Origin of the sequence: Arachnia propionica (assembly GCF_037055325.1) — a bacterium.
Lineage (GTDB): Bacteria > Actinomycetota > Actinomycetes > Propionibacteriales > Propionibacteriaceae > Arachnia.
Map to the genome: position 1 here is coordinate 294,448 of NZ_CP146373.1, position 18,280 is coordinate 312,727.

Consider the following 18,280-nt stretch of genomic DNA (forward strand, 5'->3'; position numbering starts at 1 on the left):
AATTGTTCGAGAACGCGGATCCCCTGATCGCCGAACACGATCGGCTCGAGGCTCAGCTGGCCGACCCCGCGACGCACGCCGACCCGGCGCTGATGCGCCGGGTCGGTCGTCGTTATGCGGCGCTGAGGCCTGTGGTCGAGGCCCTGGCCCTGTACCGCGGACTGGTCGCTGATCGTGAGGCTGCACTCGAACTTGCCGAGCAGGATCCCGTTTTCGCGGAGGAGGCCGAAGCAATCAGAACGCGGCTCGAAGAGACCGCGGTGCGGCTCACCCGGCTGCTGGCGCCAAGGGACCCGAACGATGACACCGATGCGATCCTCGAGATCAAGTCGGGGGAGGGAGGTGAGGAGTCCGCACTGTTTGTGGCTGATCTGCTTCGCATGTATCAGCGGTATACAGAACAGGTCGGCTGGCGCCTCGAGGTGTTGGACTCCCAGACAACGGATCTCGGCGGATTCAAGTCTGTGACAGTGGCTGTGAAGGGAACCGGCATCGATGGGGTCGGTCCTTATGGGCGGCTCAAGTTTGAGGGTGGGGTACACAGGGTCCAACGCGTTCCCGTCACCGAAACCCAGGGACGCATCCACACTTCCGCCGCTGGTGTACTGGTTTCACCTGACATCGAGCCAGAGGAGTTGGAGATCAGCGAATCCGACCTCAGGATCGATGTGTTTCGGGCTTCAGGGCCCGGCGGTCAAGGAGTGAACACCACGGACTCGGCCGTCAGGATCACCCACATCCCGACGGGGGTTGTGGTGAGCTGCCAGAACGAACGTTCCCAGCTGCAGAATCGTGAACAGGCGATGCGGCTGCTGCGTTCCAGGCTGGCCGCCATCCGGGAGGCGAAGGCCGCGGAGGCGGCATCCGCCGCTCGCAGGTCGCAGGTGCGCACGGTGGACCGCTCCGAACGGATCCGCACCTACAACTTCCCGGAGAACCGATTCGCTGACCACAGGATTGGTTTCAAGGCTCACAACTTGGACCTGGTCCTGGCGGGGGCTTTGGCGCCCGTTCTCGATGCACTGGCCGAGGCCGACCTGGCTGAACGGCTGTCCGGACCAGGCCTATGAGGGCCTGGGACCTGGTCCTGGAGGTCTCGGAGCAGCTGGCGGAGGCCGGCGTCACCACTCCAGCGGCTGATGCCCGTTGGCTTGTCTGCCACGCGCTGAAGTGCGATTCGGCGGCGCTGGTCCTCCGAGATGCATCGCCCGGGGATCGTGACAAGGTGGCGGGTTTCGTTGCGCGACGGAGGACCGGGGAGCCGGTCCAGCACATCACGGGGTGGGCGCCGTTCCGCTACGAAACCCTCGCGGTCGGGCCTGGGGTTTTCATACCGCGTCCCGAGACGGAATTGTTGGTGGACGAAGTTCTCGGGTACGTGACAGACCTGCCCGCCGGGAAACGCTGCGTGGTTGAACTGTGTGCCGGCTCGGGGGCCATCGTGCGGAGCCTTGCGAGGGAGTGTGGTGGCCTGGAGCTGCACGCAGTAGAACGTTCCTCCGACGCGTGGCCTTGGTTGCTGCGGAACCTCGAGGGCCTCGGGGTGGACTGCCGCCAGGAGGATATGTCTGAGGCTTTCCATGATCTCGATGCCCGGGTCGATGTCGTGGTGGCAAACCCGCCCTACGTTCCCACCAGCCTGCGTGGCCGGCTCCCGGTAGAGGTGAGCCATGATCCTGCTGAGGCGCTGTTCGGTGGTGAGGACGGGCTGGATGTCATTCGGGTCGTCCACTCGGTGGCGCGCAGGCTTCTGGCGCCGGGAGGCCTGGTGGCCATGGAACACGACCAGTCGCACGCCGACCAGGTCCGGGAAATCTTCTCTGATGGCTTCTTCGATATCCGGACGGTGCGCGACCTGGCAGGGCACCCCCGACACCTTCTCGCTAGACGTGGCAGGATTGGCGGGTGAACGAAACCGGGTCCAGGACGTTGTCTCTCGAGTTTGAAACCGATGCCGCTCTTGAGGCGGCCCGGGAGGCGGTTGCGGCAGGGCAGTGCGTCGTCTTCCCAACTGACACGGTCTACGGGATCGGGTGCGCTGCATTTGACACCAACGCGGTCACGGGGTTGCTGGATGCCAAGAAGCGGGGACGCGACATGCCGCCGCCGGTTTTGATAGCGGAGGGCTCGATGCTGCGAGCCCTCGCCGGTCAGGTGCCAGAGGCGGCCAGAAAGCTGGTGGCACAGTTCTGGCCGGGGGCTCTGACCATCATCGTCAAGGCACAACGATCGCTTCCCCTGGACCTGGGAGAAACCCGGGGAACAGTGGCGGTCCGGGTTCCCGACCATGATGAGACCCGTGCCCTGCTGCGCCGTACGGGCCCCATGGCCGTGAGTTCAGCAAACGTCTCCGGACAGCCTGCCGCGACCACTGCTGGGGAGGCCCGCGACATGCTGGCCGATGCTGTAGCGGTTTACCTGGACGGTGGGAAGGCTCCCGGGGGAGAGGCCTCCACGATCATCGACTTCACCAGTGACGAACACGGACGGGTTCTCCGCCAGGGGGCGATCGCCCTCGAGGAGCTCCGTCAGGTGGTACCGGAGCTGCAGGCTGGCTGATGCGCGAATATCTTCTCGTGCTGTTGGTCGCCACCGCCGCCACCTACTTGTTCGCGGCGGTGTGTCGTCAGCTTGCCCTGCGCTGGAACGCGGTGGCGAAGGTGAGGGCGCGTGACGTGCACACTAGCCCTAAACCTTATTTCGGCGGACTTGCGATGTTCGTTGGGCTGGTCGTCTGCCTGATACTTGCCGTGAACATGCCCTTCCTGTCGCGATTCGCCACCGTCGGGCACGACGCCTTAATGGTGCTCCTGGCAAGTGGCCTGATCTGCGCTGTTGGTCTGGTCGATGACGTGGTCGAATTGAGCCCGGTAGTGAAATTCGGTGGCCAGGTGTTGGCCGCGGGGGCTGCTGTGCTGGGAGGGGTCCGCATCTACTGGATTCCCTTGCCGAATGCGGTGTTGGCTCTCGATGACGCCAGCAGCATTCTGATCACGGTTATCTTCATTGCGGTGTGTGCCAATGCCGTCAACTTCGTTGACGGGCTGGATGGGCTGGCTGCCGGTTTGGTGGCGGTTGGGGCGGGCGCGTTCTTCGCCTACTCGTACGTGCTCGCCTACGAACAGGACCTGGCCCGGGCCACGACGGCGAGTTTGCTGACTGTTGCCACCCTCGGCATCTGTCTCGGGTTCCTCGGCCACAACTTCCAGCCGGCGCACATGTTCATGGGGGATGCGGGAGCCATGCTGCTGGGGTTCCTGATGGCGATGAGCGCCATCTCGTTCACCGGGCAGGTGGATCCGAGTGCTCTCAGCAGAGATCATGACGATGTTCTGCCCGCCCTGCTCCCGGTGCTGCTGCCGTTTGCCACGATGGCCCTACCACTCAGCGACCTGGTCCTGGCCTGGATTCGCCGGACAGCACGGGGCCAGCATCCTTTCAAGGCCGACAAATACCACCTGCATCACAGGCTTGTCGCCCGAGGGCACTCGCAGCGCGGGGTCGTGTTCATCATGTGCTCCTGGGGTGCGGTGATAGCAGGGGGTCTCGTTTGCACAGTGCTCCTGAACCACCCCGCCACGTGGTGGGCCATCGGGGTTTTCCTCGTGCTGCTGGTGCTGATTACCGTCATGCCTGTCAGGCGTGGAGCAGGGACGGTGAAACGTGGCTGAACGCCGGGTCACGGGGGCAACCCGACGTGCCCGGCAGATGATGTTTGGTGGGCTGGTGGCCGGGCAGGCAGTGGGCATCTCGGTGTGCGGACTGGCCTTGGCGACCGGTTCCCGAGCGGCGCTCATCGGGGCTGCGTTGGGATTCGCTGCGGTGGTCATCTTCTGCTCTGTGGGGCAGGCCGTCGAGGTCGTGGCCTGCGAACTGGAACCCGTCCAGGGCCTCGGAGTGGTACTCGCAAGCTATGCGGTTCGCGTGGTCGGGATTGGAGCTGGTATTTGGTTCGTGACGAGTCATCCGCGGCTTGGTCCTGAAACGGACACGAACTGGCTGGCGATTGCGGTCATCGCAACAGTACTGTCCTGGACGACAGGCGTGGTCGTGGTGGCGTCACGGCAACGCGTCCCCATTTACGATATGCACGACCAAGGCTGAAAGTGCGATTCTTGGGATGAAGGTGGGGGAGTTTTCCGCTAGGCTCACTCCCGACATGGGCACCAGACCAGGATCCGAGGAGAAGCCCTCGCAGCGGCAGGGCACCGAGGATGGGATGGTCGTGCTCAGTTACATCCTGGCGGGTCTGCTCTTCTACGGAGGGTTGGGCTGGCTGGGCGACCATTTCTGGAAGACATCGTGGTTGCTGCCAATGGGCCTGATCATAGGCCTGGTCTGCAGCACATATCTGATCATCAAGCGATATGGGAGCGGCGCGTGAACCCTTGGCTTCTTCCGCTGGACAGCGGTGGCGATGGCGGTTACACCCCGCCGAGTGTCAACGACTTCATTTTCGACACTCCCGTTATTCCGGGCACCCCCACCTGGATGAACAAGCCCTTCTGGCAGGCCGTCATAGCGGCTCTACTGGTGGTTCTGCTCTGGTGGCTGGCCTCGCGCCGACTCAAGGTCCTGCCCCCCAAACGGCAGTTCTTCGCAGAGTACCTCTACGAATTCGTCCGCAATGGCATCGCCCGCGACATTCTCCACCACGACTACAGACGCTTCCTTCCGTATCTGCTCGGTCTCTTCTCCTTCCTGCTGGTTAGCAACTGGTTTGGTGAAACCTTCGTTTTCATGCTCCCAACCTTCAGCAATGTCGGATTCGCTTACGGCCTGGCTTTTCTGTCCTGGTGTGTCTACGTCGGTGCAGGATTCCGCAAATTCGGCATCGGGTTTCTCAAGAAGGCGCTCATCCCCGAGGGCGTTCCGTGGTATCTCCTGTGGTTGATCATCCCGCTGGAGTTCCTCGCGACCTTCATCACCAGGCCCGTGACTCTCGCTTTGCGTCTGTTCGCCAACATGTTCGCCGGACACCTGGTGGTTCTGGTGTTCGTGGTCGGAGGCTCCTTCTTGTTGACCTTCCAGAACAACCTCATGTACAACGTCTCCGGTGCCGTCTCGGTGGCATTCAGTTTCGCGATCCTGTTCCTGGAACTGTTCATCGGCGCACTGCAGGCCTACATCTTCACGGTCCTGACCGCCCAGTATGTGTCAACCTCAGTCTCAGAGGCCCACTGAATCGAAAATCCGACTCCATCACCAATCCCGGTGAGGAGCCATCCGAAAGGAAAACCATGCAGACCCTCCTGGAAATCAACGGCTCGCTCAACATGCTCGGCTATGCGATCGCCACCATCGCCCCGGCTTTGGGTGTGGCCTGGATCTTCGCCTCGGTCATCAATGGGACCGCTCGCCAGCCCGAGGCGCGTGGCGCCATGATGAGCACCGCCTTCATCGGTTTCGCCGTGGTCGAGGCGCTCGCCATCATCGCCATCGCCCTGGCCTTCGTTCTTAAGTGAGGATGGACGTGATCCCCGTGAGTGGGGTGCTGCTCGAGTCCGGGATCGATCTCGGACCGCTTCTGCCCCATCACCTGTCCGAGGTCGTGGTTGGCATCATTTTGATGCTGCTGGTGTTCCTCGTCATGTGGAAGGCCGTCGTACCGGCCTTCGAGAAACTGTACGAGGAGCGCTACCAACGCATCGAGGGCGGAATTCAGCGGGCTGAGCAGGCCGAAGCGAAAGCGGCGGCTGCGTTGGCGGAGTACAACGACCAGCTCAACTCTGCACGCGAGGAGGCGGCAAAAATCCGCGAGGAGGCCAAGAACACCAGTGCACAGATGCTGGCGGAGGCCCGGGAAAGGGCCAGCAAAGAGGCTGATCGCATCCTCGCCGCTGGCAGGGCCCAGCTGGAGGCCGAGCGTTCGCAGCTCTTGGTCGAGCTTCGTGGAGACATCGGCGGTCTGGCCACTACCCTTGCCAGCCGGATCGTCGGCGAGGCGCTTACTGACGATGAGCGTGCCAATCGAACCATTGACCGTTTCATGCATGAGCTAGAAACGGCGGGCACATCCCGATGAAGTCTCGCGACGTCGCCCTCAGCGCCTTTGACCCAGTGGTGGACGCTATTCAGGTTGATGCAGCCGCTGCCGATGAGTTGTTCGCGGTTGTCGATCTGCTCGAAGAACAGCCTCCGCTGAGACGTTCGCTGTCAGATCCCTCTGCGAGTTCGGAGGACAGGCAGGCGCTGGCCCGTAGGCTTTTCGAGGGCAGGCTGGGGGCCGCTTCATTGTCCGTGGTCGTCGAAGCGGTTTCGCGCCCTTGGTCCAGTGGGCGAGCCATGATCGAGTCCATCGAACGGCAGGGCGTACGCGGCCTGCTGCGTGTTGCCACCGCGCGTGGAGAACTGAAGCGCGTCCAAGAGGAGTTGCATCAATTTGCACTGTTGATTGAAAGCTCCCCTGAGTTGTCCGACGCCCTGCGTAACCGGGGGCGCAGCCTCGCGGATCGACGTGCCCTGATCACCCGGCTGCTCACGGGACGGGTGGCTTCCGTCACGGTGGTGCTCGCGCTGCGTGCAGCGGCGCCCCGTGCCCGCACGGTCCCGCTCGCCCTCACCAATTATGTGGCTCTTGCCGCCGACCTGGCAGGGGAAAAGGTGGCGCGGATCACCGTGGCACGTCCTCTCGACACAGGCCGCATTCAACGACTTCGCAGGGCTTTGGAGGCTCGGGTCGGCGGTCCGGTCCTCCTGCTGATCGAGGTGGACGAGAACGTGATCGGTGGTATGAGCGTCGATCTTGGCACACATGTATTCGAATCAACCGTGGCCGGGCGGCTCGACGAGGTCCGCCGGCTCCTGAACTGACATCAAGCGATGAAAGCGAAAGTAGGACGCAATGGCTGAACTCACCATCAGTCCCGATGAGATCCGCAGCGCGCTGGACGAGTTCGTCTCGTCCTACCAGCCCGCGGCTGCCAGCATGACGGAGGTCGGCGTTGTCGCGACCTCTGGCGATGGTATCGCGCGCGTCGAGGGTCTGCCCTCGGCCATGGCGAATGAGCTGCTGCGTTTCGAGAACGGCACCATGGGTATCGCCCTCAACCTCGATGAACGTGAGATCGGTGTGGTTGTACTCGGTGATTCCGAGGGTATCGATGAGGGCTCTACCGTGCGTGGCACGGGTGAGGTGCTCTCCGTGCCAGTCGGTGACGGCTATCTCGGACGTGTCGTCGATGCAATGGGTGACCCCATCGATGGGCTTGGTGAGATCAAGAACATCGAGGGCAGGCGGGCTCTCGAACTCCAGGCGGCAGGCGTCATGGATCGACAGGAAGTTCGCGAGCCTTTGCAGACCGGAATCAAGGCCATCGATGCAATGACCCCTATCGGGCGGGGACAACGGCAGCTGATCATCGGTGACCGCAAGACCGGTAAGACAGCGATCGCGATTGACACGATTATCAATCAGAAGGCCAACTGGGAAACCGGCGATCCGAAACAACAGGTCCGCTGCATCTATGTGGCCATCGGCCAGAAGGGATCTACCGTTGCCGAGGTGCGCAGCACCCTCGAAGCAGCTGGAGCATTGGAATACACAACCATCGTTCATGCCCCTGCATCCGATCCCGCGGGCTACAAGTACATTGCACCCTATGCCGGGTCTGCCATCGGTCAGCACTGGATGTACCAGGGCAAGCACGTGCTGATCATCTTCGATGACCTGACCAAGCAGGCCGAGGCCTACCGTGCCATGTCCCTGCTGCTGCGCCGACCGCCCGGTCGCGAGGCCTACCCGGGTGATGTCTTCTACCTGCACTCGCGCCTGCTGGAACGTTGCGCCAAACTGTCGGACAGGTTGGGCGGTGGCTCGATGACTGGTCTGCCTATCATCGAGACCAAGGCCAACGATGTCTCGGCCTACATTCCCACAAACGTGATTTCCATCACTGACGGACAGATCTTCCTCCAGTCGGATCTGTTCAACGCCAACCAGCGTCCAGCAATCGATGTTGGGATCTCGGTTTCCCGGGTCGGTGGTGCGGCGCAGGTCAAGGCGATGAAATCCGTGGCAGGGTCCCTCAAGATCAACCTCGCCCAGTACCGTGACATGCAGGCCTTCGCGATGTTCGCCTCTGACCTGGATGCGGCGTCTCGCCAGCAGCTGGATCGTGGTGCACGGCTCGTGGAGTTGTTGCGTCAGGGCCAGTACGCCCCCTACCCGGTGGAGGAACAGGTGGTCTCGGTGTGGGCAGGCGTACAGGGGCATTTCGATGACGTTCCTGTGATCGAGGTGCTTCGCTTCGAGCAGGAGTTCCTCGAGCATCTTCGGCACAACACCCAGGTGCTCCAGACGATCGCAGATACCAAACTGTTCGGCGATGACCTCAGGGAGGTCACGATGCAGGCCCTGGCCGATTTCAAGCAGCTGTTCCGCACCTCTGAAGGAACCCCCTTGGCCCGTGAAGAGCACATGCCGATCTCGGACGAGGCGATCGCGCAGGAAACGATCATTCGCAAGAAGCGGGGTTGATGCCCAATGGCCAGCAGCCTGCGGGAACTCAGGCAGCGACGCAATTCCGTCGCCACCACCAAGAAGATCACCCGTGCCATGGAACTGATTGCTGCTTCTCGCATCGTCAAGGCTCAGCAGGCGGTTCGTGCTGCCCTTCCCTATGCTGATGCTTTGGTGCATGCGGTATCAGCCTTGGCAACCTACTCCCATGTTCTGGAGCATCCGCTGCTTCGTGACGTCGAGCCACCCCGCCGGTCGGCTGTACTCGTCATCACAGGTGACCGAGGTCTGGCGGGAGCTTATTCCGCGAACGTGATCCGGGTGGCGGAACAGCTGCGGGCGAAACTGCTGGAGGAAGGGCAGGAGTGCCTGATCTATGTGACCGGGAACAAAGGCCTCTCCTACTACGATTTCCGGCATCGCCCGGTGGAGCAGAGCTGGACCGGTTTCTCTATCGCGCCGCAGTACTCGCATGCCAAAGAAATCTCCAATGTCCTGATTGAGCGTTTTCTGCGTCCATACGAGGACGGGGGCGTTGACCAGCTGCACGTCGTCGCGACTCGGTTCATGACGATGCTTACTCAGGAAGCAATCACCTTGCGACTGCTTCCTCTCGCCGTTGAGGAATCGGATGAGCCCGTGAGCGGCGGCGATACTGTCCTGCCACACTATGCCTTCGAACCAACCCCCGAGGCGATGTTGGACCGGGTCCTCCCGATGTACGTGACCAACCGTATTCACTCGATGCTTCTGCAATCGAGTGCTTCGGAACTGGCCAGTAGGCAGCGTGCCATGAAGTCGGCGACGGACAATGCCCAGCAACTGATCGAACGTTTGACCCGTGAGGCTAACCAGGCCCGTCAAGCGGAGATCACCCAGGAAATCTCTGAAATCGTCGGGGGCGCCGCGGCGCTCGCCGAATCAGCCGGAAGCGAGTGAGGTAAGACATGACTGCCACTGCACATTCGACCACCGCGGCAGGCATTGGCCGCGTCGCCCGGGTCATCGGTCCGGTCGTGGATGTCGAGTTCGCAGCTGATCAGATTCCCGAGATCGGCAACGCCCTGCTCGTCGAGACCGAGGTCATGGGTGAGAAGCGAACCATGACAATGGAAACGGCCCTCCACGTCGGAGATAACCTGATCCGGGCCATCGCTCTGAAACCCACTGACGGTATGCGTCGTGGGGCAGAGGTCCGCGACACGGGAGCTCCGATTTCGGTGCCGGTGGGCGACATCACCAAAGGGCACGTGTGGAACGTGACCGGTGATGTGCTGAACGTCGATCCAGCATCGATTCAGATCACGGAACGCTGGCCGATTCACCGCCCGGCCCCCGAGTTCGATGCGCTGGAACCCCGTACCGAGATGCTGGAGACCGGCATCAAGGTCCTTGACCTGCTCACCCCGTACGTCAAGGGCGGCAAGATTGGCCTGTTTGGTGGCGCGGGTGTCGGTAAGACCGTGCTCATTCAGGAGATGATTTACCGCATCGCCCACAACTTCGGCGGCACCTCCGTATTCGCGGGTGTGGGGGAGCGGACCCGTGAGGGCAATGACCTCATCAATGAGATGGAAGAGGCCGGCGTCCTGAAGGACACGGCCCTGGTGTTCGGCCAGATGGACGAACCCCCGGGGACTCGGCTTCGTGTCGCCCTGACGGCACTGACAATGGCGGAGTATTTCCGTGATGTCCAGAACCAGGATGTGCTGTTGTTCATCGACAACATCTTCCGGTTCACCCAAGCCGGTTCCGAGGTCTCTACGCTGCTGGGCCGCATGCCTTCGGCCGTCGGGTACCAGCCGAACCTGGCCGACGAAATGGGGCAGCTCCAGGAACGGATCACCTCCACCAAGGGGCACTCCATCACCTCGATGCAGGCCATCTACGTGCCCGCCGACGACTACACAGACCCGGCCCCGGCGACGACTTTCGCCCATCTGGACGCGACGACGGAGCTGAGCCGCGAGATCGCGTCCCGCGGTCTGTATCCGGCAGTTGATCCGCTGACGTCCTCGTCGCGGATCCTCGATCCGCAGTACATCGGCCAGGAGCACTACGAGACTGCTGTGCGTGTCAAGCAGATCCTGCAGCGCAACAAGGAACTCCAGGACATCATCGCCATTCTCGGTATCGATGAGTTGTCCGAGGAGGACAAGATCACAGTGAACCGGGCACGGCGGATCCAGCAGTTCCTGAGCCAGAACACCTACATGGCGGAGAAGTTCACGAACATTCCTGGCTCCACTGTGCCGTTGGCGGACACCATCGAGGGGTTCTCGATGATCTGTCGCGGTGACGTCGATCACATTGCTGAGCAGGCTTTCTTCAATGTTGGTGGCATGGAGGACGTCTTCGCGAGCTGGGACAAGATGCAGAAGGACCTGTGAGCGTGGAGTATCAGCCGCTGAAGCTGGAGGTCGTCTCCGCGGACAAGATGGTGATGCAGTGTGATGTCGTCAACGTCATCGCGCGCACAAGCGAGGGCGACATCGGTATCTTGCCTGGGCATGAGCCACTCATGGCTGCTCTGGTTCCTTGTATGGTGGAGGTCATCGTCGTTGATGGCAGGACGGAGATCCTTGCCATCGACGGCGGGTTGCTGGCCGTTGCCCAAGGGCACATCCGAGTTCTCAGCCACGAGGTTAAACTTGCTGAGGAAATCCTTCTGGAAGAAGCTCGCGGGGAGGCGCACGAACTGCGTCACATCCGGAGCCAGGGCGGGGCAACCGACGATCAGATACATCGGCTGCACATTTTGAATGCTCAGATTCGGGCGGGTGAGAAGTACCAGGCCAGTCGCTGACAACCATTCCATGGTGGGCCGGGACATTTCGTGGTTTTTCTGCGAGTGTCCCGGTCCGGCTTCTACCGATGCAACGCTATGTTTTGTGCATGGGGCTGACAGTGATCGCAATAATCGTCGCGGTCACCTGCCTCTGTATCCTGCCTTTTCTGCTTCTTTATGCACGCCGCCGCTGGCTCACCCGCCAGGGCGGCCTTTTTGACTGTGCCCACAGGATGCGGGACGGGGAACCCGGTGTTGGATGGGTGTTGGGTTTTGCTCGCTATCGCGGGGACCGGCTCGACTGGTATCGCGCTTTCTCGCTGGCGTTGCGACCGAATCGTTCCTTCTCACGTGCCGGAACCAGCTGGCAGCGGCGGCGTGTTGCCACTGCTTTGGAGGAGGTCGTCCTGTTCGACAACTCGTGGATCGTCACGATCAAGGATCGTTTCAATGACCACGAGCACAATTTGGCTATGGATCTGGAAAACGTGTTGGGGTTGATGGCCTGGCTGGAGTCGGCCCCTCCTGGAAGCCACTACCTTCCAGGTAGCGCCGACTCGCCTCTGTAAACGGGTGTTATTTCTTCGTGCGTCCGTGGCGCTTCTCGGGTGGCTTGCGATCCGTTCCCGGAACCCACAGCACGTCTCCTTCAGGGCCCGCAGCGGTCCGGCACATGTTGAACAACAGATCGCTCAGCCGGTTCAGATAGGTGATGGCCAGCAGGCTGACCCCGCCTTCGCCACGTTCTGTCGAAGGCTTGGTTCCATGGACCTGAGCAGCCTGCCAGGCCACCCGTTCGGCACGTCGGCACACCGTGCGTGCGACGTGCAACTGAGCTACTGCCGGACTGCCGCCGGGCAGAATGAAGGAACGTAGGGAGGGAAGCTCGGCGCCGAGTTCGTCGCACCACTCCTCCAGACGGTCGATGGAGGACTGTTCGATCCGCAGAGGTGGGTACTGAGGATCGGGGTGTACAGGTGTGCTGAGATCAGCGCCGACATCGAAGAGCTCATTACGAACCAAGGAGAGCATCTCCACTACGCGTTCCGGCAGCCCACCGTGGGCGACTGCCAGTGCCAGGTTTGAGTTGGTCTCGTCGACCGCCCCATATGCCTCGACTCGTGGATCTGTCTTTGGCACCTCGGCGTTGTCCGACAGACGAGTGTTTCCTGCGTCGCCGGTGCGGGTGTATATGCGTGTCAGGTTCACCATGGAGCAACTGTATCTACAATTGCTGAGGTGTCGTTCAAGGCCTTTGCTCCCCTGATCGCTTTCGCCCTTCTTCTCACCGGGTGTAGCGACGCTAACCAGTCGAATCCCGCGAATGAGACTGGGCGAGCCGTCAGTTGTTCCTATCCGCCTGGGGGAGAACCCGCCAAACCTGTTGACCCGCCCAGCGGCGAGGACGTCCTGAATGCCGGAGAGACCAAGGCGACCCTTCACCTGACAGCAGGTGATGTGGAAATCACGATGGATCGCTCGGCCACGCCGTGCACCATCAATTCCTTCATGTCCTTGGCGCAACAGGGGTGGTTCAACGAAACCAGGTGCCACCGGCTCACTGATTACGGGATTTTCGTGCTCCAGTGTGGGGATCCGACGGGAACTGGCATGGGAGGGCCCGGATATACGGTCCCAGACGAACTGAGTCCTCGTACCACTGGGCTGGAGAAGGAGGGAGCCGTCGCCACATACCCCAAAGGAACCGTCGCGATGGCGAACACCGGAAAACCCAACACGGCTGGGTCACAGTTCTTCATCGTCTGGGAGGACAGCCAGCTCAGTCCAGATTATGCCGTTTTCGGCACTGTCGATGATGGCGGATTGGCTGTTGTGCAGGGAATTGCGGCGCAAGGAGTCGATGAATCTGATGGTGTGAGACCCATAGCGGAGGCCGCCATCAGCTCGGTGACGTTGAGCTGATGGGGGCGGGAGAAACCAAGAACTCCGTGCAGATCGATGTGAATGCATCCGGTTCGTCGGCGTGAACCCAGTGGCCTGCCTGTTTGAGGGTTATTGTGACGACTCGGGGAAACAACTTGCGCATTGGTTCGGCATGCTCGCGTAGGACATAGTGCGATTTCCCACCTGCCACCCACCACACAGGGCCGTCATAGACTGCGTCCATTCTCGGCCAGCCACCGATGATCCGGAGGGAATCGCCGAGCAGATCCAGGTTGGCCTTCCACGCCCAGTCGCTGCCCAGCCGGCGCAGGTTTTGAAGTAGGAAGCCGCGGACCTGCGGGTCGGGGATCGCCTCTGAGAGCCGTCGGCTGGCATCGGTGCGGCTCGCCAGATGTTCCAGATCGAGGTTGCGCATTGCAGCCACCAAAGGAGCGAACGCGGTGGGGCCATCGCTTGGTACGGGTGAGATGTCCACCACCAGAAGGCGTTCGACGAGATCGGGATATGTGAGGGCCAGCCTCATGGCGAGCTTTCCGCCTAGCGAATGTCCCACCAGGGCGACAGGAGCGTCGAAATTCTCCCGCAGCCAGTGGGCAATGTGCTCAGCTTGACCATCCAGGCTGAAGCCGACCGTCCAGGATGATGCCCCATGATTTGGAAGATCGAGCAGGTGACAGGTCGCGATCTCAGTCAAGGCGGTCGCGATCCGGGTGAAGTTCTTTCCCTGACCGAATAGGCCGTGCAGGAACACTACCTGCGCTGGGCCTGAACCCATGATGCTGTCGTGGATCATCGGTTCAGTCTCCAGCAGTGTGAATGCCAGTGCCGGCGCTGCTCTGTCCCGGAGCTGAAACCAACACCGGGTTCTTCAGGCCAAACGACCACATGGGCCATTCCCACAGGGATCGGATTGTTGCACCCTGGACAGGTGTACGGCTTCATCGCACGATCCGTGGGAACTTCTCTGACGAGAAAGGCTCCTGCCGAGGTCATCCTCCTGGACACGTGGCGGGACGTATCGAGAGGACGTGGTGGGCGTAGATGCTTTGAAGGACGTCGCGCCATCAGAAAAGCCGATCCTCGGGATTGTCCATTCCACGCAGCGCGTCATAGTCCAACAGTTGACATGTAATGCCTCGGTCAGCGGCGAGGGTGGCGGCCTGTGGCTTGATGTGTTGGGCGGCAAAAATTCCCTTCACAGGTGCCAGCTGCGGGTCACGATTCATCAACTCGAGATAGCGGGTCAGTTGTTCCACACCATCAATCTCGCCTCGCCGTTTCACCTCCACGGCGACGTGGAATCCATCAGCGTCTCGCAACAGCAGGTCGACCGGGCCGATCGGGGTGTAAAACTCTCGTTTGACCACCTGCCAGCCATCTCCGAAAGTTGCGGGGTGCTCGGCGAGCAGGGACTGCAGATGCGCTTCGACCCCGTCCTTCTGGAGCCCCGGGTCAACACCAAAACTGTGATCCACGTCAAGAAAGACTTCCCCCAGCGCGATTCGCAGGGTGTCGCCAGACGTGGAACGGACCAGCCAGAGGGCGTTCGCACCAGCCTCCCGAGCCGCATCGTCGGGTTCTGTAATGGTGAGGGAACAGGGGGCGCTCATCCAGTTCAGGGGCTTGTATGCGCGATCATCTGCATGCACAGAGACGGAGCCATCGGCTTTGAGCATGATCAGTCGCTTGGCCATGGGAAGGTGGGCTGTCAATCGACCCGCGTAGTCGACCTGGCAGTGAGCAATGACGAGACGCACAGATAGATCCTAACGGGCGTCCAGATGCGGTCGGAGCACCTCGCGGTAGAGCAGCAGCAGGGCAGCCGTTGTTGGGATGGCGATCAGGGCACCGATCACTCCCAGCAAGATGCCACCGATCAGCGCAGACAGCACGACAAGTGCCCCGGGTACTTTCACCGTCCGCTTCATGACGGTTGGGTAGAGGATGTAGGCGTCGAACTGCTGGTAGATCAGGAAGTAGATGATGGTGGCCACGCCTATTGTCGGGGACGTGGCGAAGCCGACCAGAGCCACAGCGAGCATGGCCAGCGAGGAACCCACCAGAGGGATGAAACAGAACAGGGCGACTATGAAAGACAACGCCAAGGAATAGGCGCCGAGCCCGATGATGTTCATAAATATGAAGCTGCATCCCGAGGCCACCGCGACGATCATGAACATTCCGGTGATGTATCCGGAGACCCCACGAAAGATCTCATCTGCCAAGTAGCGAGAGCGGGCACGTCGGCTGGCCGGAGCAAGCGTGTAAATAACCTCTTTGATCGCCGGTAGTGAAGCGAGGAAGTAGATGGTGAGCACCAGCGTCATGATCACGGAGAAAATGAGGTTGGCAACCAATACGCCTGCTCCCCAGATGCCGCCGAACAGGTTCTGCATTAACCCGCCCGAGGCGAGATAACGCTGGGCTGTTTCGAGCAGATTGTACTGGGCATCCCAACGTGCCACCTGCTCGTTCGTGGCTAGCATCGCTATCCAGTACGGCACCCTAAATGTCAGAGACTGCACTTGGTTCATCATCAATGGCACCAGTGCAGTGACTCCCAGAACGATGATTCCCAACAGGGTGACGGTCACGAAGAACACCGCCATCGCGCGGGGTACCCGGCGTCGTGTGAAGAACTCGACTGCCGGGTTCAGTCCTAGTGCCAGGAACAGGGAGAGCACCACGAGGGTCAGAATGTTCTGCACTTGTGTGGCGGCGGCCATGAGGCCGATCGCCACGAGCACCCCGAATGCGCCGAAAAAGCCTATGGAGAAAGGGGAGTGGTTCAGCAGTTTCGTCTCGTTCTGCACCATCACGGGAGGAACGGGCGAGACCGGTTCCTCGGGAATGGGTGCCAAAAGCTGCTCGGCTCCTTTGCGGGCGTTGCCGAACAAACCTCCGAGGAACTGCCGGAACCTGCCTAGAGATGCTCTGCCCCCGAGCGAGGTGGACATTTTTCTGCGTCCGGAATTCTCTACTGGGACAGTAGGCTCCGTCGCTGGCTTGTCGGGCTGGGCTGTGGGGGAGACCGACTCCTCCGGAGCATTCCCTGTGTCGCCAGAGGTTGGAGGCTCGTCCGCAGCCCCGGGAACGAGGGCCGTCACTTCGCCTGCTTGCGTTCCCGTGGTTGCGGGGCCGTCACCTCGCCACCGCTGATGATTTCGGTGAGCTCCATGTCAGGTACAGCTTCCTCGGCCATGGCGCGCAGGTTCTGCATGGAAGCGACGATGGAGGTCCGGCGTGCCATCAGCGCCGCCACCTCACGTTCCAGCTGCTCCTTGCGCCAGGCGACCTGTTCCTCAAGCTGTTCCTGTTTCTGGCGCACTTCCTCCCGCATGGCCGACAACGTAGCCTCGGCTTCGCGTGTGGCGGTGGTCCGGATCTGTTCAGCCTCCTCCACTGCGGATTCGCGGACCTTGATGGCTTCTGCTCGAGCTTCCTCGATCTGCTTGGTCGCGGCCTCAGAACGAGCCCTGGCCTCCGCAAGCTGGGCGCTGACGTTTTCCTCGGTTTTCCTGACCGCTTCAGCCTGCTTTGATAGAGCTGCGGCGGTGGACTTCTCCGTGGCCAAGCGCGCAGCAGTGGCATCCCGCTCAGCCTCCTGACGCATTCGGGCCGCATCGATCCGGGCAGCCTCCAACTGCGCATTAATCCGCTGCGAGGTCTCCTCCAACAACGACTTTGATTGGGCCTCCGCATCAGCGCGAACCAGATTTGCGTCACGTCGTGCTGCCTCCAGCACTGCCTGTCCTGCTTCGGCCTGTTCCTGCCGGAGCTTGCGGAGGCTGGCGAGCCCGGACAAACGTACATCGTCTGCTTCCTGCTGGGCGGCTTCGCGGGAAGCCGCCGCCGCCAGACGCGCTTCCTGCCTGAGTCGATCGGACTCGGCCTCCGCCAGGCGGACCAGTTCGGCTGCCTGCGCTTCAGCGGCTTCCAGCAGTCCACGAGCATGAGCACCGAGTTTGGCGAAATCCGTTGTTCCGACCTGCGCTCGCACGAAGCTTGTCTCTCGGCGTTGCTCCCGCAACTGCACCTTCATCTCGAGTAGTCGTTGCTCGAGATCTTGGATGTAGGAATCCACCGCCTGTTTGTCATAGCCGAGCATGGCATGGGGGAATCCCCCGACGGCGCTGGCCTTGTCCTCGAAGAGGTTGAGGCCGGTCTCCTCCTCGATCTCAGTACGAACATCGGTCATTGTTGTCTCCTGGCTTGGCACGGTCGGTACCGAGCCTACCTCGGAGTAGGGATGAAAGCGCCGGTGGGCACCATCGCGTCCACCGGCGCTTTCTCATGAACGACCTCAGTGAGAGGCGCCCTTGGCGGGTTCCACCAGCTCCAAGAGGACGCCACCGGCATCCTTCGGGTGAACGAAGTTGATGCGGGAATCAGCGGTTCCCCGTTTGGCCTCCGGGAAAAGTAGCCTGAGGCCACGCTCACGCAGGACTGCGCTCACATGATCCAAGTCATGCACGCGATAGGCGAGCTGCTGAATGCCGGGGCCGCCGTTGCGATCCAGCCATTTGGCGATGGTCGACTTCTCGTTGAGGGGAGCCAGGAGCTGGATCTTGGCGTTCTCTTCTCCCTGGGTTCCGGTGCCAATCATGGCCTCCGCAACACCCTGCTCCTCGTTGACCTCGCGGTGCAGCTCGCGCCACCCGAACACTTCGCTGTGGAACTTGATGGCCTCGTCGAGATCGGGAACGGCCAGGCCGACATGATCGATGCAGATGAAAAGATCTTGGTTCTCCATGCTCGTCATTCTTCCACCTGGGTGATGAACTCGGGCGCTGGGGTCGGAGGTAAGGGGGATGTGGTGTCTCGGCGCGGCGTGAGCACTTCAACGCGGTCGAGGTGAGAAACTGTTGAGTTCAACAGCGGCGCGTCAGGTTCAAGCAGCACCTTGGATGATGCAGACTGGTAAACGCTCGTGTGAGTCCCTTCCCCCTTGAGACTTGGAGACATCATGGTTGGCTGGATCAAGAAGGTCCTGCTCGTGCTCGGCATCGCCTTCGTGGTCTACTACCTTTTCACTCGCCCAGAGGCGGCAGCGGAGGCCATCAGGACGTTCTTTGGCGCCTTTGAGTCGATCGTCCGGTTTTTCTCCCGCTTGGCCGGATAGCCGG

At 61.4% G+C, this 18,280-nt stretch carries 23 protein-coding genes; 17 read left to right on the forward strand and 6 right to left on the reverse strand.

What is annotated here, in order from left to right:
* Positions 1-2: 2 nt before the first annotated feature.
* The 15 genes from prfA (at position 3) to V7R84_RS01340 (ending at position 11,818) form a co-directional block, all read left to right on the forward strand.
* Complete coding sequence (gene prfA / locus V7R84_RS01270) at positions 3-1,070, forward strand: peptide chain release factor 1 (RefSeq protein ID WP_338571215.1); 1,068 nt, start codon at positions 3-5, stop codon at positions 1,068-1,070.
* Entirely contained in the window at positions 1,067-1,909 is an 843-nt protein-coding gene (prmC, locus tag V7R84_RS01275) for a peptide chain release factor N(5)-glutamine methyltransferase (RefSeq protein ID WP_338571217.1), read from the forward strand. The genes prfA and prmC overlap by 4 nt, the downstream gene beginning before the upstream one ends.
* Entirely contained in the window at positions 1,906-2,559 is a 654-nt protein-coding gene (locus V7R84_RS01280) for an L-threonylcarbamoyladenylate synthase (RefSeq protein ID WP_338571220.1), read from the forward strand. The genes prmC and V7R84_RS01280 overlap by 4 nt, the downstream gene beginning before the upstream one ends.
* Positions 2,559-3,671 carry an MraY family glycosyltransferase gene (locus tag V7R84_RS01285; protein ID WP_338571223.1) on the forward strand — a complete coding sequence of 371 codons (1,113 nt, stop codon included), beginning with the start codon at positions 2,559-2,561 and terminating at the stop codon, positions 3,669-3,671. The genes V7R84_RS01280 and V7R84_RS01285 overlap by 1 nt, the downstream gene beginning before the upstream one ends.
* Entirely contained in the window at positions 3,664-4,104 is a 441-nt protein-coding gene (locus V7R84_RS01290; RefSeq protein WP_338571225.1) for a hypothetical protein, read from the forward strand. Before V7R84_RS01285 ends, V7R84_RS01290 begins: the two co-directional genes overlap by 8 nt.
* A gap of 55 nt (positions 4,105-4,159) precedes the next feature.
* Positions 4,160-4,384, forward strand: coding sequence for a hypothetical protein (locus tag V7R84_RS01295; protein WP_338571227.1), 225 nt, complete (start codon positions 4,160-4,162; stop codon positions 4,382-4,384).
* The gene (gene atpB / locus V7R84_RS01300) at positions 4,381-5,184 is read left to right on the forward strand and encodes a F0F1 ATP synthase subunit A (RefSeq protein ID WP_412728073.1); all 804 of its coding nucleotides are present in this window, start codon (positions 4,381-4,383) and stop codon (positions 5,182-5,184) included. The genes V7R84_RS01295 and atpB overlap by 4 nt, the downstream gene beginning before the upstream one ends.
* Before the next feature lie 56 nt (positions 5,185-5,240).
* On the forward strand, positions 5,241-5,465 hold the full coding sequence (gene atpE / locus V7R84_RS01305) for an ATP synthase F0 subunit C (RefSeq protein WP_338571229.1): 225 nt from the start codon (positions 5,241-5,243) through the stop codon (positions 5,463-5,465).
* A 2-nt stretch (positions 5,466-5,467) separates the two neighbouring features.
* Positions 5,468-6,025: a F0F1 ATP synthase subunit B gene (locus V7R84_RS01310; protein WP_338571230.1), complete on the forward strand. Its 558-nt coding sequence runs from the start codon at positions 5,468-5,470 to the stop codon at positions 6,023-6,025.
* Entirely contained in the window at positions 6,022-6,813 is a 792-nt protein-coding gene (locus tag V7R84_RS01315) for a F0F1 ATP synthase subunit delta (RefSeq protein ID WP_338571231.1), read from the forward strand. The genes V7R84_RS01310 and V7R84_RS01315 overlap by 4 nt, the downstream gene beginning before the upstream one ends.
* A gap of 31 nt (positions 6,814-6,844) precedes the next feature.
* Complete coding sequence (atpA, locus tag V7R84_RS01320) at positions 6,845-8,479, forward strand: F0F1 ATP synthase subunit alpha (RefSeq protein ID WP_338571232.1); 1,635 nt, start codon at positions 6,845-6,847, stop codon at positions 8,477-8,479.
* A gap of 6 nt (positions 8,480-8,485) precedes the next feature.
* Positions 8,486-9,400, forward strand: a complete 915-nt coding sequence (locus V7R84_RS01325) for a F0F1 ATP synthase subunit gamma (RefSeq protein WP_338571233.1) — start codon at positions 8,486-8,488, stop codon at positions 9,398-9,400.
* An 8-nt stretch (positions 9,401-9,408) separates the two neighbouring features.
* A complete protein-coding gene (atpD, locus tag V7R84_RS01330) occupies positions 9,409-10,851 on the forward strand; it encodes a F0F1 ATP synthase subunit beta (RefSeq protein WP_338571236.1) in 1,443 nt (480 codons plus the stop codon).
* 2 nt (positions 10,852-10,853) lie between these two features.
* A complete protein-coding gene (gene atpC, locus V7R84_RS01335) occupies positions 10,854-11,267 on the forward strand; it encodes an ATP synthase F1 subunit epsilon (protein ID WP_338571238.1) in 414 nt (137 codons plus the stop codon).
* Positions 11,268-11,356: 89 nt separating this feature from the next.
* Positions 11,357-11,818 carry a DUF2550 domain-containing protein gene (locus V7R84_RS01340; protein WP_338571240.1) on the forward strand — a complete coding sequence of 154 codons (462 nt, stop codon included), beginning with the start codon at positions 11,357-11,359 and terminating at the stop codon, positions 11,816-11,818.
* Positions 11,819-11,825: 7 nt separating this feature from the next.
* Here V7R84_RS01340 and V7R84_RS01345 read toward each other — a convergent pair whose 3' ends face one another.
* On the reverse strand, positions 11,826-12,461 hold the full coding sequence (locus V7R84_RS01345; RefSeq protein WP_338571242.1) for a cob(I)yrinic acid a,c-diamide adenosyltransferase: 636 nt from the start codon (positions 12,459-12,461) through the stop codon (positions 11,826-11,828).
* Between the two features lie 27 nt (positions 12,462-12,488).
* On the opposite strand from V7R84_RS01345, the gene V7R84_RS01350 reads away from it, so the two are divergent.
* Positions 12,489-13,172: a peptidylprolyl isomerase gene (locus V7R84_RS01350; protein ID WP_338571243.1), complete on the forward strand. Its 684-nt coding sequence runs from the start codon at positions 12,489-12,491 to the stop codon at positions 13,170-13,172.
* Here the strand turns inward: V7R84_RS01350 and V7R84_RS01355 are convergent.
* The 5 genes from V7R84_RS01355 to mce all read right to left on the reverse strand — a co-directional run bounded on the left by V7R84_RS01355 (position 13,150) and on the right by mce (position 17,916).
* Complete coding sequence (locus tag V7R84_RS01355) at positions 13,150-13,947, reverse strand: alpha/beta fold hydrolase (RefSeq protein WP_338571245.1); 798 nt, start codon at positions 13,945-13,947, stop codon at positions 13,150-13,152. The two genes, V7R84_RS01350 and V7R84_RS01355, sit on opposite strands and share 23 nt — an antisense overlap.
* Before the next feature lie 271 nt (positions 13,948-14,218).
* Positions 14,219-14,911 carry an endonuclease NucS gene (gene nucS, locus V7R84_RS01360; RefSeq protein WP_338571247.1) on the reverse strand — a complete coding sequence of 231 codons (693 nt, stop codon included), beginning with the start codon at positions 14,909-14,911 and terminating at the stop codon, positions 14,219-14,221.
* Between the two features lie 9 nt (positions 14,912-14,920).
* On the reverse strand, positions 14,921-16,261 hold the full coding sequence (locus tag V7R84_RS01365; protein WP_338571250.1) for an AI-2E family transporter: 1,341 nt from the start codon (positions 16,259-16,261) through the stop codon (positions 14,921-14,923).
* Positions 16,258-17,352 (reverse strand): hypothetical protein, encoded by a 1,095-nt coding sequence (locus tag V7R84_RS01370; RefSeq protein WP_130873956.1) that lies wholly within the window; start codon positions 17,350-17,352, stop codon positions 16,258-16,260. Before V7R84_RS01370 ends, V7R84_RS01365 begins: the two co-directional genes overlap by 4 nt.
* A 105-nt stretch (positions 17,353-17,457) precedes the next feature.
* Positions 17,458-17,916 (reverse strand): methylmalonyl-CoA epimerase, encoded by a 459-nt coding sequence (gene mce / locus V7R84_RS01375; RefSeq protein WP_338571255.1) that lies wholly within the window; start codon positions 17,914-17,916, stop codon positions 17,458-17,460.
* A gap of 204 nt (positions 17,917-18,120) precedes the next feature.
* Here mce and V7R84_RS01380 point away from each other — a divergent pair, with 204 nt between their 5' ends.
* On the forward strand, positions 18,121-18,276 hold the full coding sequence (locus V7R84_RS01380; RefSeq protein ID WP_338571257.1) for a hypothetical protein: 156 nt from the start codon (positions 18,121-18,123) through the stop codon (positions 18,274-18,276).
* Positions 18,277-18,280 lie beyond the last annotated feature (4 nt).